Here is a 12,811-nt window from a genome sequence, read left to right as displayed (position 1 = left end):
ATTTAAAAAAACTACCTTTGTAACATTACCAAAATATGTTTCGTATGGCACAAAAAATAGAAGTTTCTAATTCTCAACAACTTTCATTTAACGATTTTAAAACAGAAGTTTTAAACGATTACAGAATAGCTAGAATTTCTCGCGAATGTAGCTTGTTAGGACGAAGAGAAGTTTTAACAGGAAAAGCTAAATTCGGGATTTTTGGAGACGGAAAAGAAGTACCTCAATTAGCAATGGCTAAAGCCTTTAAAAATGGAGACTTCCGTTCTGGATACTACAGAGATCAAACTTTTATGATGGCAATAGGCCAATTAACACCTCAACAATTCTTTGCAGGTTTATATGCACATACAGATATAAATCAAGAGCCAATGTCAGCAGGTCGCCAAATGGGCGGTCACTTTGCTACACATTCTCTAGATGAAAATGGTAATTGGAAGAATTTAACCGCTCAAAAAAATTCTTCTTCAGATATTTCCCCTACCGCAGGTCAAATGCCTCGTTTATTAGGGCTAGCTCAAGCTTCTAAAATTTACAGAAATGTAAAAGGTTTAGAGAATTTTACTAATTTTTCTAACAATGGTAACGAAGTAGCTTGGGGAACTATTGGTAATGCTAGTACTTCAGAAGGGTTATTTTTTGAAACTATTAATGCTGCAGGTGTTCTACAAGTGCCAATGGTAATGAGTGTTTGGGATGATGAATACGGAATTTCTGTGCACGCTCGTCATCAAACTACTAAAGAAAGTATTTCAGAAATATTAAAAGGTTTTCAAAAAGAAAACGATACCAATGGGTATGAAATATTTATTGTAAACGGATGGGATTATGTTAAGCTTGTAGATACCTATAACAAAGCTGCAGAAATTGCCAGAACACAACACATTCCAGTTCTTATTCATGTAAAAGAATTAACGCAACCACAAGGTCATTCTACTTCTGGTTCTCACGAACGTTACAAATCTGCTGAAAGATTAGAATGGGAGCAAGAGTTTGATTGTATAGCTCAAATGAGAAATTGGATTTTAGATTTTGAGTTAACGGATGAAAATGGAGATGTTTTACGATTTGTTGAAAATGAAGATGAATTAAAAGAACTTGAAAAAGCTGCTAAAAAAGAAGTTTCTACAGCTAAAAGAGATGCTTGGAATAATTTTGTTAACGACATTAAATCAGAAGTAAACGAAGCCATCTCTTTACTAGAAAAAGTAGCTCAAAAAAGTAGCAATGCTGCTTTTATTACAAAATACAAAAATGACTTAGCATCAATTGCTGAACCTATTAGAAAAGATATCTTAGTAGCCTGTCGTAAAACGTTACGACTAATAAGAGAAGAAAATTTTGCAGAAAAAATAACTCTGCAAAACTTCATTAAAACTGCTATTGATAATGCAGCTGTTAAGTACTCTGCTCACCTAATGAGCGAAACTTCTCAAGCTACTCAAAAAGTAGCGGCTGTGAATCCAACCTATGCTGATGATAAAAATATTGTTGATGCTCGTTTAATTATGCGTGACAACTTCGATGCTATTTTTAATAAATATCCTGAAGTATTAGTTTTTGGAGAAGATGCAGGGCATATCGGAGATGTTAACCAAGGGTTAGAAGGTTTACAAGAAAAATATGGTGAATTACGTGTATCTGATACTGGAATTAGAGAAGCTACTATTTTAGGTCAAGGTATAGGTATGGCCATGCGAGGTTTACGTCCAATTGCAGAAATCCAATACCTAGATTATTTATTGTACGCCTTACAAATTATGAGTGATGATTTGGCAACCTTACGTTACAGAACGTTTGGTAAACAAAAGGCACCTTTAATTATTCGTACTCGCGGACACAGATTAGAAGGTATTTGGCACTCTGGATCTCCTATGGGAGGAATTATAAATAATATTAGAGGTATTCATGTTTTAGTACCTAGAAATATGACCAAAGCTGCTGGTTTTTATAATACAGTTTTAGAAGGTGATGAACCAGCTCTTATTGTTGAGTGTTTAAATGGTTACCGTTTAAAAGAAGAAATGCCAACCAATTTAGGTGAATTTAAAACGCCTATCGGTGTTGTAGAAACTATTAAAGAAGGAACTGATATAACTATAGTTTCATACGGTTCTACTTTGCGTATTATTGAAGAAGCTGCTAAAGATTTAGCGCAAGTTGGTATTGATGTTGAAATTGTTGATGCACAAAGTTTATTACCTTTTGATATAAATCAAGACACTGTAAAATCTGTAGCTAAAACTAACAGGTTATTAGTAGTAGATGAAGATGTACCAGGTGGAGCCTCTGCATATTTATTACAAGAAATTGTAGAAAATCAAAACGGATATAGACATTTAGATAGTAAGCCACAAACCTTAACTGCTAAAGCACATAGACCTGCTTACAGTACTGATGGTGACTATTTTTCTAAACCATCTGCTGAAGATGTTTTTGAAAAAGTTTATGAAATTATGCATGAAGCAAACCCTGCTAAATTCAAGAGCTTGTACTAATAAATTATAAACAAACAACTAAAAAAACCGATTTCTAAAAATAGAAATCGGTTTTTTTTATCCAAGCAATAATTTTCTACATTATTTATGTTTTATCTTTGTAAAAAATAAATTAAATGAATAATAAAATTATTGTAGTATTAGTTTTACTGTGCTTTTCAACATCAATTTTTTGTCAAAAAAAAATTAAAATAAAAGGAGATAAAAATATTATAACTAATACCCAACCTATTACATCAGAGTTTAATGCTATTGAAATAAATGATAATATAAATCTCATTTTAATTCAAGATGTTATCAATGAATACAAGTTAACAGCTGATGAAAACCTACATGAAGTATTGAAATTTAATGTTAAAGATAGTATTTTAAAAATCTATAGCACTCATAAAATTACTTCTAATAAAAAACTTGACGTTACTTTAAAATTTGTAAACCTTAAGCATATTATTATTAAAAATAAAGCTAACATTAAAGCCGAAACACCTATAAAGGGCAATATTTTTTATGTAACCGCTCATAGTTCATCTAATTTTAACTTAAACCTTAAAACAAATGAATCAATAATAACTTTACAAAGAAATAGTAGCGGAAAATTAAAATGTGATGCTAAAAATGTAACATTAATAATGAATGATAATACAAGTTTAAAAGCAGATATTAACACCATTAAAGCATCTGTAACTTTAACAAAAAATGCTAGTTTAAAATTAAAAGGAGAAAGCAATTACTGTAATTATAATATTAAGGACAATTCTGAACTTAATGCTCAAGGTTTAAAAGCTAAAAACATTGATCTTTACAGCTCGAATAAGGCTAAATCATCTGTTAATTCATCTAAAAACCTTGAACTTTATGCTAAAGGTAAAAGTAATATATATATTTACGGTGACCCTGTAATAGAAATAAAAGGTTTAACTGATAAATCTAAGCTAATTAAAAAATAACCTTGTTCTAATTATTTATCAAACTATTACCTATTGCACATTGTAAACATCGTTTTAATGTGCAATAATTGTTTTTTAATTGCAATAAAGCCTGAGTTTCAAAAGCATTATTACTAGGTATCTTTATATCTGAAAACTTAGAAATAATAGCATTTTTTTCTGGCTTAATTTCTTTAATTAATTGTAATATTTTTTCTTGATTTAACGCTCCCCTACTTTGCTGCCAAACAAATTGTAATGGTACAATTGTATTAATAACTAAAAGGTCTACCATTGATTTAGTTATTTTTTTGGCTGATTTTTTAGAGGTTTTATCAAAAGTATAATGAGTTTTCCAATACTCATGAATAGAAATATTAAAAACGTTGTAAAAATCTTCTAAAGATTGTGTATTCATCAACTTTACAAATAAATTATGATGATGGTGATACAAACCTATTAACTGTGCTAATCGTATAGTTGGGAAATTTGCGGGACGCATTCTAAAAAATTGAAAGTTTATTTTTGATATGGACTTCAATCTAAATTTATGCTGCAAATATTTATATTCTTCTTGTAATGATTTATAATAGGGATCTTCTAAAGTTGTTTCTTCTAAAAAACCTGCTTGACCAAATAGTAAGGCTGAAAGTTGATTATCATTATGCTGTACTTTTCTAATTATACCATAATCTACAGCAGTAGCTAAATTAAAAAAAGCATCTGCATTTACTTTTAATCCAAAATTCTTACATAACAATTGAAATAGCACAACTTCAAAATTATTATTTTGAGATGCTAGCAGCTTTTTAATAAATACCGATTTTTGTTCTAAACGCTCTATAAATAATCTTTCCTTCCAATTAGACAGTAAAAATGAATCTACAGAGTTTATATGTGGTTCGCATGGAATCCAACGTAAAGATTGAGAAAATAATTTTTGATAATTAATATAAACATCTGTTAGAATATGATTTTTAATCACTAAGGTTGGTAACTCTTGATTATTTTCTATATAAACTGGCATATCATTTTCATAAACAACATGAAGTATTACTGCATTGTATTGATTGTCTTTTTCATGGTGATGTGCATACCAATCAGAACTTTTTAAGTGAATCTCAACATTACCAACCCAAAGCTCTGTTCCTATTTTAATTTTTGCTTGTAAAAAATCTGGACCTGAGTTATTATTATGAGTTCCCTGTTTTAAAATTTGTATTTTCTGATGATTGGTTGTATATAAATCATCCATAGTAAATAACTTATACTGCCACACATAGTGTAGAAAATCTTCTTTCATAGCGCATTTATTTGATTATCAATGTACAAAAATTTTATTTATACATACATCAAAATAAATGATAGCATACTTTTATTTTCCGTGGAAAATAAATTGTAAATTTGTAGGAAATAAAAAAGTAATGAATACTGTAGAAAGTTTACAATGGAGATATGCCGTTAAGAAATTTGACGACACTCAATATATATCAGAAGATAAAATTAACACTATAAAAGAAGCCTTTAACCTAACAGCTACTTCATACGGTTTACAACCGGTTACCATGGTAGTAGTAAAAAATAAAGATATTCAAAAACAATTAGTTGAACATTCTTGGAATCAACAACAAGTTGCTCAGGCATCTAACCTTTTAGTGTTGTGTGTGCCTATAGAACATACAGCTAAGCATGTAGAACAATATTTTAACTTAATTAAAGAAGTTAGAAATACGCCAGATGAAATTTTAAATCCTTTTAAAGAGTTTTTAATGAGTAATTTTGAAACTAAAACTCAAGAAGATTTATATACATGGAACAAAAATCAAGCTTATATTGCTTTAGGTAACCTTTTAACCGTTTGTGCACTTGAAAAGGTAGACTCTTGCCCTATGGAAGGGTTTATTCCTGAAAAATATGATGAGATTTTAAATCTTACAGAAAAAAATTTACGTTCTGTATTAGTATTACCAATTGGTGTAAGAGCAGAAGACGACTTTATGAAAGACTTAAAAAAAGTACGTAAAAACGTAAACGAAACCGTATTACATATAGATTAATTTTGGGGATTATTAATCTGAAATGCCGATCATTCTTTTATAGAATATCGGCATTTTTTTATTTGCTATATTCGTAGCAAACTAAGTAAAAAACTATGCAACCCTTACACATACTTTTATTAATTGCTGCTTATTTTGGTGTACTAATAGTAATATCTTATTTAACAGGAAAATCTGCAAATAATGATACCTTTTTTAAAGCTAACAATTCCTCGCCCTGGTATTTAGTAGCATTTGGAATGATTGGTGCGTCTTTATCTGGTGTTACATTTATTTCTGTTCCAGGTTGGGTAGCTGGCAGTCAAATGAGTTATATGCAAATGGTTTTAGGGTATGTTTTAGGCTACGCTATTATCGGTTTAGTTTTACTACCATTGTATTACAAACTCAACCTAACTTCTATCTACACATATTTAGATGATAGGTTTGGAAAATATTCTTACAAAACAGGGGCGTCATTCTTTTTATTATCTAGAACCATTGGCGCTTCATTTAGGTTATTTTTAGTAGCCAACGTATTACAATTAATTTTGTTTGATGCTTACGGAATTCCATTTTGGACAACTGTAATTATTACAATTTTGTTAATATGGTTGTACACTTTTAAAGGCGGAATAAAAACCATTGTTTGGACAGATACCTTACAAACTTTATTTATGCTAATTGCTGTAGGAGTTTGCATAATAATGATAAAAGATGATATGCAAATTGATAACATTTTTAGTTATGTAAGCGAAAATAAACTCTCTAAAATTTTCTTTTTTGATGATTGGAAAGCAGGTAATTATTTCTGGAATCAGTTTTTTTCTGGTGCTTTTATAGCAGTTGTTATGACAGGTTTAGACCAAGATATGATGCAAAAAAATTTAACCTGTAGAAATTTAAAAGACGCACAAAAAAACATGTTTTGGTTTACTATTGTATTAGTAATTGTAAACTTTTTCTTTTTAGCCATGGGAATTCTTCTTACTGATTATGCCTTTGCTAATGATATTAATGCTCAGAAAGATCAACTTTTTCCTACTATTGCCATGAGTGGTAATTTAGGAATTGCCACCTCTTTATTTTTCTTACTTGGTTTAATAGCTGCTGCATATTCTAGTGCAGATAGTGCTTTAACCTCTTTAACTACTTCTTTTAGTATAGATATTTTAGAGGTAGAAAAAAAATACCAAAAAGCCCAACAAGTTGCTATCAGAAAAAAAACTCATATTCTATTTTCTATAGTATTAATAATTACCATTTTAATTTTTAAATATTTTATTGCTGATGAAAGTGTGATAGCAAGTATTTTTAAGTTTGCAGGATATACATACGGCCCCTTACTTGGCTTATACGCTTTTGGGTTATTTACCAATTTAAAAGTAGCCGATAAATTTGTGCCTTTAGTTTGTATTATTTCACCTATTTTAACGTATTTGATAAGTTTTTACAGCAAAAACTATTTAGGTTTTGACTTTGGCTTTTTTGTTTTAGTCTTAAACGGATTTTTAACTTTTGGAGGACTTTTAACCATTTATAAAAAGTAACCATAAAATAAAAATCCCAAGCTTTTCGGCTTGGGATTTTATATATGTTGTTTGTTTACTTTTATTTATCTATTGAGCCTAAAACTCGTTGCATAAAGTTATTTAAGGCTTCTTTTTTTGGAGTTCCTTCTTTTATCATTTTATCAACTTCAATAGCTCCATACATATTAGAAATCAACTCACCAATAACATCTAATTCTTCATCTTTAAGTGATGGTACTTCTGTTAAGGCTTCAAGAGTTTCTATGGTTTCTAACACAAAATCTTGGTCATTTTCTTCAATAAATGACGTTAAATGCTTTATTACAGGTAATTTCATAAGCTTGTTTTGTCATTCCTGCCAAAGCAGGAATCTGTTTGTTAATAATGTATGAGAATCCTGCTTTCGCAGGAATGACATGTAGAATTAGATTACCTCTGCAACTAAATCTTTTAAAACATCAAACTTGTTTGTTTGTGTTTGGTTTACAAACTTTCCGTCTACAAAAGTTGCAAATGTTGGTAAATTATCAACTGTCGCTAATTTTCTACTTTCAGGAAACTTTTCTGCATCTGCAATTACAAAAGTCACCGCTTCATTTTCTGAAGCCATTTTTTTAAACTTTGGCTTCATAATTCTACAGTTACCGCACCAAGTTGCAGAGTATTGAACTACTACTGTTTTGTTACTTGCTACTATTTCTGGTAAATTATCTTGACTTAATTCTTGAACCATGTTTAATTTTTTTTCGTTAAAAAAGTGAGTTCGTACAAACTCACTTTTTATACTATTTATATTTTTATTAGTTAGATGCTAAATAACTAGCAACACCGTCACGGTTAGCTTGCATAGCTTCTTTACCTTCTTCCCAGTTTGCAGGACAAACTTCTCCTTTTTCTTGTACGTGCGTATATGCATCAATTAAACGTAAATATTCGTTTACATTTCTACCTAATGGCATGTGGTTAACACCTTCGTGAACTACAGTTCCTTCTTCATCTATAATGTAAGTAGCACGGTAAGTTACGTTATCTCCTTCTACTTGAACAGTTCCTGTAGCTTCATCATAAGTTTCATTAGTAATATCTAAAATACCTAAAATAGATGCTAAGTTACGGTTACTATCTGCTAAAATTGGATACGTTACTCCTTCAATTCCTCCGTTATCTTTAGCAGTGTTTAACCATGCAAAGTGTACTTCTGGAGTGTCACAAGAAGCACCAATTACAATTGTGTTTCTTTTTTCAAACTCTGGTAAAGCTGCTTGAAAAGCGTGTAATTCTGTTGGACAAACAAACGTAAAATCTTTTGGGTACCAAAACAATACAACTTTTTTCTTGTTGTTAACTGCTTCTTCTAATACGTTTAATTTAAACGTATCACCCATTTCATTCATTGCGTCAACGTTTAAATCTGGAAATTTTTTACCAACTAATGTAGCCATTCTAAAATTTTTTAATTATTAATAATTTGTTTTTTAACGGTAGCAAAGATACTATGATATGCTTCAAAAAAGAAAAAAGTTAATGCTAATAACTTATATTAGTATCAACTTTATCTATTTTTAAAACGCTAGTGCATCAATTTGTGTTATTGATTTTTATTCTTTTATATAGATGAGTGATTACCGTACTTTATAGCTCTTGGATTTTTACTAAAATTACCTCCTGCTGGTGTAAAAAAAGAAAATAAATCTACCCTCTTTTTAATTTGTAAAGCTCTTTCATCACTAATCATAATAGGGTACATTAACATAGATGGATTATTCTGAATAATTTTAATCCAATCATCTGTATTATAATTGGTCTCGTGATTTATTTTTTTCTTGAAAAATAACTTATGAAATGGCTTTTTTACAAGTTTTGATATTTCTACCCAAATAGTGTTAGAAATCTTTTCTTTGTCTATATCTATAACTCTAACAACTTTTTTTGAAGTAGATAAATAGGGTAATAACTTTTTTCCGAAAATAGATGTTCCTGAATAAATATATATCAATTGTCTTTTATTAGTTTTTAAAATAGCCATAACCTTTATGTTTAGTAATTATTCTATTCAAAAGTATAGCAACTATTAAAAATGGTTTAATGCATTTAGTGTTTTTGTTAACTCATTAAAGTAAAAGAGTTAATAATAGATGTATATCAGTTAATTAAAGGTTTAAAGTTTCTTTAATTTTGAAGTAAAACAAAATATACTATATGCATACCAATAAAAAGATACCACTAAATATAACCGACAAAGTAGAAGAAGCATTGAGTTTTTATCCAGAGTTAAAAGATAAACCAATTACTTTCCAGTTTAAAAAAAACATTAAAAAATCTACCATGCTTGCTCAACCCAACTTTTTAAGCTTGCTAACTGGTAAAAAAAACAGAAAATATATTATTTACATTAGCGAACAATTTAAAATTGCTGATAAAAAAATTAAAACCACCAGTATTCCTGCCCCTGTTTTTATTGGCTGGATAGGTCATGAACTTGGACATATTGTTGACTATGAAAGCATGAGTAATTGGGAGTTAATAGTATTTGGTGTAAAATATATTTTATTTGAAAATCATTTAATTGAAGCCGAGCGAAGAGCAGACTTTTACGCAGTACAAAGAGGAATGCAACAATACATATTAGCTACCAAAAACTATATTTTAAAACATGCCGATATTTCTGAATCCTATAAAAATAGAATTAAAAAATATTATGTTTCACCAGAGGAAATCATGCATTTAATTACTGAAGAAACAACGTAATTTACTGTTGTTTTACAAAAGTTTCCCATTCTTCAAACTTTTCTGGGCTCATAACTCGTTCCATTTTTACTTGTCCACCCTTCTTTTTGTTATGTTCATTCCAATCATGAAAAACAGTAACGGGCACTAAATTTACTTTAACACCTTCTAATGCTTTACTTCTTGCAACTTTATAGTTCTTATTAGCTTCTTTTAAAAAGTTATCTAACACTTTTGCAATCTTAGCTTCATCTTCTTTAAGATCTGTACCTAAATACCAATTATGATAAAAATCATCATGTTTGTTACGTTTAGCACAAATAGTATATTCTGTAATTTGTGTGTTAAAGTGGTTTTCTAAATGACGCATTGCATCGTCCATTTTATTAACAGATAATTGAGAACCCACCGTGTTTAAAAAGAATTTAGTCCTGCCAGTAATTTTAACTTCTGCCTTTTCAACATTAGTAAACTGAATTGTATCACCAATTAAATAACGCCAAGCTCCGCTTACAGTACTTATAATTAATGCATAATCTTGATCTGTAGTTACCTCAGATAAGGTTAAACACGGAGCATTTTGCTTTATAGAACCGTCTTCATTTATGACCTCAGGAGTAAACGGAACAAACTCAAAATAAATTCCGTTATCGGTATTTAATTGCATAGCATCAGTTTCTGGGCGTACTTGGGTTGCAATATATCCTTCAGAAGCCAAATAAGTATCTATAACAATTACTTCTTTACCTAATAAGGCTTTAAAACTTTTCTCATACGGCCCAAAAGCTACACCTCCTGATGTGTAAACTTGTAGATTGGGCCAAATTTCATGAATATGAGATACCTTATGATATTCAATAACTTTTTGCAACATTAACTCTATCCAAGACGGAATACCACTTAACGCGCCTATATCCCAACTTTTAGCTTTTTGAGCAATTTTTAACACCCTTTCTTCCCATTCATCAATCTTAGCAATTTCTTCACCCGGTTTGTAATATCCTTTAAACCAAAAGGGGATATTACTAGCACTAATACCACTAATTTCTCCTTCTAATTTATCATCTGTTCGTTCTTGCAAATTAGTAGAACTACCCAACATTATTATTTCTTTTTCAAAAAAACTAGATGGTAAATCAAAATTATGTAAGGCCAATACTTGCTTAATACCAGCTTGTCTTATTGCTTCAATCATTTCATCTGTTACAGGAATACGCTTACTTTTTTTACCTGTTGTTCCAGAACTTAAGGCGTAATAATTAGGTGAATTGGGCCAAGTAACATTTTCTTCTCCATCATGTAATCGTTTCCACCATGTATCATTCATGGCATGATAATCAAAATAAGGAACCTTCTTCGCAAAGCTTTCAGCAATATCATCTGCATTTAAAATACTTTCAAACTGATAATGTTTTCCAAACGCAGTATTTTTAGCTGTATTTAATAAATTTTCTAATTCTTTTTGTTGATTTTGAACATGATTTGCATCACTCACAAATACATTTGCAACATCTATTGCTCCTTTAATAATTCCTCCTAAAATTGCCATAATCTTGATTTTTATTCAAAAATAACTAAAGAAAATGAGTTAAGTAACCTCTAAAATCTAATGAGTTAACATTTGATTTTTTTGGGTTAACAATTACTGTATTGCTCATGTAATTTTGTATTGAAATTAATTATTAACCTAAAAAACAAAAACATATGAGTAACGAAAGTAATGTATACGGAGTGTTAGCAGGATTAGCAGTTGGTGCTGGTTTGGGTGTTTTATTAGCACCAGACAAAGGAAGTAAAACAAGACAAAAAATTGTAGATGGTGCAATTACTGCCAAAGATACCATTGCAAAGGAAGCTAACAATATTAAAGACCAAGTTTTAGATAAAGCCCAGGTAATTAATAGTAATATATCTGATTCATTAAGTTCTAAAACAACCACTTTAGAAGAAAAGTTAGACACTATTATTACAGATGCTAGTTATAAAGCAGAAGATGTGATTACTAATTTAGAAGAGAAGCTTAAAGTATTAAAAGCAAAAAATAAAAAATTACAAACAAAGTAATGTCAGTAATAAACTCCATACAACAAACCTCAGAAAAAGCTATTGAAAAAAGTGAGGAATTTATTAAGAACTCTGAAAATTATTACAAACTAAAAATTTTTCAAGTACTTACCTCATCGCTCAGCCTAGTTTTTAATTTTGCTATGGTAGGAATTTTTATGCTAATTGCTTTTATTTTTTTAGCCGTGGCAACTTCTTCTATAATTGGTAAGGCGTTAAATAATCCGTTTTTAGGATATGTATCAGTAGCTATTATCTTTTTTCTATTTGCTTTACTTGCTTATTCAGGTAGAAAAAAGATTGAAAATCTGGTCATACAGAATTTATCTAAAAAATATTTTGATGATGAAGACAACTTATAAAAACTTAGACGAAGTTTCAAAAGAATTGAAACGTTTAAAATTAAAACGTGACATTTCTGTTGAAGAAATAAAATTGATAAAACATCAATTTAAAGATGATTTATCATATGCAAACTGGATTAAAACAATAGCATCTACTGCTGGTAAACTTGGAGTTAAAAAACTAATCAACAAGTTAGTGAACTAACATAAAAAAAGAACGCCTAAAAAATTTAGGCGTTCTTTTTTTTGTTGTAATAGTTTCTATTTACTCGCAAAAAGTTTAACATCGTTTTCAGACACTTCCTTTTCACCGAGAATTAATAATCTTTCAACTACGTTTCTAAGTTCTCTAATATTACCTGTCCAATTGTATTCTTGCAACATTTTAATGGCTCCTTTTGAGAAATCTTTTTTCGGCATACCCTGTTCTTCAGCTATTTTTTATAAGATGATTTAAAACTGACTTTTATAACAATTACATAAGAAAAAATCTCATTATAAGTAGAGAATCAATTTATGCTGGTTATTTACAAACTTTATTCTTAATAGTTATTATTTTTTTGGGTAGAAATATAATATCAAAATTAAAATTAAACCAATGCATAATCCGGAATAAAAGATTTTCATATTACCTAATACACCTCCTATAGTTAAAGGTATAGATATTGATAACCCCAAAATTCG

Annotated in this window: 14 protein-coding genes and 1 pseudogene; 8 read left to right on the top strand and 7 right to left on the bottom strand. The window is 29.6% G+C overall.

The annotated features are described in order from the left end of the window. Positions 1-44 precede the first annotated feature (44 nt). Positions 45-2,498: an alpha-ketoacid dehydrogenase subunit alpha/beta gene (locus tag ACFQ1U_RS13400; RefSeq protein ID WP_386109235.1), complete on the top strand. Its 2,454-nt coding sequence runs from the start codon at positions 45-47 to the stop codon at positions 2,496-2,498. Between the two features lie 116 nt (positions 2,499-2,614). Continuing rightward, on the top strand, positions 2,615-3,445 hold the full coding sequence (locus ACFQ1U_RS13395) for a GIN domain-containing protein (protein ID WP_386109233.1): 831 nt from the start codon (positions 2,615-2,617) through the stop codon (positions 3,443-3,445). 7 nt (positions 3,446-3,452) lie between these two features. Here the strand turns inward: ACFQ1U_RS13395 and ACFQ1U_RS13390 are convergent, their stop codons facing one another. Continuing rightward, complete coding sequence (locus tag ACFQ1U_RS13390; protein WP_386109231.1) at positions 3,453-4,727, bottom strand: DUF2851 family protein; 1,275 nt, start codon at positions 4,725-4,727, stop codon at positions 3,453-3,455. A 121-nt stretch (positions 4,728-4,848) separates the two neighbouring features. Here ACFQ1U_RS13390 and ACFQ1U_RS13385 point away from each other — a divergent pair, with 121 nt between their 5' ends. Further along, entirely contained in the window at positions 4,849-5,481 is a 633-nt protein-coding gene (locus ACFQ1U_RS13385; protein WP_386109229.1) for an NAD(P)H-dependent oxidoreductase, read from the top strand. 95 nt (positions 5,482-5,576) lie between these two features. After that, positions 5,577-7,010, top strand: a complete 1,434-nt coding sequence (locus tag ACFQ1U_RS13380) for a sodium:solute symporter (protein ID WP_386109227.1) — start codon at positions 5,577-5,579, stop codon at positions 7,008-7,010. Positions 7,011-7,071: 61 nt separating this feature from the next. Here the strand turns inward: ACFQ1U_RS13380 and ACFQ1U_RS13375 are convergent, their stop codons facing one another. The 4 genes from ACFQ1U_RS13375 to ACFQ1U_RS13360 form a co-directional block, all read right to left on the bottom strand. Next, entirely contained in the window at positions 7,072-7,329 is a 258-nt protein-coding gene (locus ACFQ1U_RS13375; protein WP_386109225.1) for a DUF6952 family protein, read from the bottom strand. Positions 7,330-7,416: 87 nt separating this feature from the next. Further along, positions 7,417-7,725 (bottom strand): thioredoxin family protein, encoded by a 309-nt coding sequence (locus tag ACFQ1U_RS13370; protein WP_386109223.1) that lies wholly within the window; start codon positions 7,723-7,725, stop codon positions 7,417-7,419. A 67-nt stretch (positions 7,726-7,792) separates the two neighbouring features. Next, a complete protein-coding gene (locus ACFQ1U_RS13365) occupies positions 7,793-8,434 on the bottom strand; it encodes a peroxiredoxin (protein ID WP_386109221.1) in 642 nt (213 codons plus the stop codon). A 164-nt stretch (positions 8,435-8,598) separates the two neighbouring features. Beyond that, a complete protein-coding gene (locus ACFQ1U_RS13360) occupies positions 8,599-9,018 on the bottom strand; it encodes an arsenate reductase family protein (protein WP_386109219.1) in 420 nt (139 codons plus the stop codon). A 173-nt stretch (positions 9,019-9,191) separates the two neighbouring features. Here ACFQ1U_RS13360 and ACFQ1U_RS13355 point away from each other — a divergent pair, with 173 nt between their 5' ends. Then, positions 9,192-9,740 (top strand): hypothetical protein, encoded by a 549-nt coding sequence (locus ACFQ1U_RS13355; RefSeq protein ID WP_386109217.1) that lies wholly within the window; start codon positions 9,192-9,194, stop codon positions 9,738-9,740. 1 nt (position 9,741) lies between these two features. Here ACFQ1U_RS13355 and ACFQ1U_RS13350 read toward each other — a convergent pair whose 3' ends face one another. Further along, positions 9,742-11,268 carry a GH3 family domain-containing protein gene (locus tag ACFQ1U_RS13350; protein ID WP_386109215.1) on the bottom strand — a complete coding sequence of 509 codons (1,527 nt, stop codon included), beginning with the start codon at positions 11,266-11,268 and terminating at the stop codon, positions 9,742-9,744. A gap of 155 nt (positions 11,269-11,423) precedes the next feature. On the opposite strand from ACFQ1U_RS13350, the gene ACFQ1U_RS13345 reads away from it, so the two are divergent. The 3 genes from ACFQ1U_RS13345 to ACFQ1U_RS13335 are packed head-to-tail and all read left to right on the top strand — an operon-like array spanning position 11,424 to position 12,332. Next, on the top strand, positions 11,424-11,783 hold the full coding sequence (locus ACFQ1U_RS13345) for a YtxH domain-containing protein (RefSeq protein ID WP_386109213.1): 360 nt from the start codon (positions 11,424-11,426) through the stop codon (positions 11,781-11,783). After that, the gene (locus ACFQ1U_RS13340) at positions 11,783-12,145 is read left to right on the top strand and encodes a hypothetical protein (protein WP_386109211.1); all 363 of its coding nucleotides are present in this window, start codon (positions 11,783-11,785) and stop codon (positions 12,143-12,145) included. Before ACFQ1U_RS13345 ends, ACFQ1U_RS13340 begins: the two co-directional genes overlap by 1 nt. Further along, on the top strand, positions 12,126-12,332 hold the full coding sequence (locus tag ACFQ1U_RS13335) for a hypothetical protein (protein ID WP_386109209.1): 207 nt from the start codon (positions 12,126-12,128) through the stop codon (positions 12,330-12,332). Before ACFQ1U_RS13340 ends, ACFQ1U_RS13335 begins: the two co-directional genes overlap by 20 nt. Positions 12,333-12,388: 56 nt before the next feature. On the opposite strand, the pseudogene ACFQ1U_RS13330 reads toward ACFQ1U_RS13335, so the two are convergent. After that, positions 12,389-12,568: pseudogene (locus ACFQ1U_RS13330) on the bottom strand (sigma-54-dependent Fis family transcriptional regulator); the annotation flags it as partial. Positions 12,569-12,811: the final 243 nt, after the last annotated feature.

It is taken from the genome of Tenacibaculum geojense (assembly GCF_042676005.1).
In the GTDB taxonomy this organism is placed as follows: domain Bacteria; phylum Bacteroidota; class Bacteroidia; order Flavobacteriales; family Flavobacteriaceae; genus Polaribacter; species Polaribacter geojense.
Note: the sequence above shows the minus strand (reverse complement) of the source record. Positions and strands in the feature narration are given on the sequence as shown.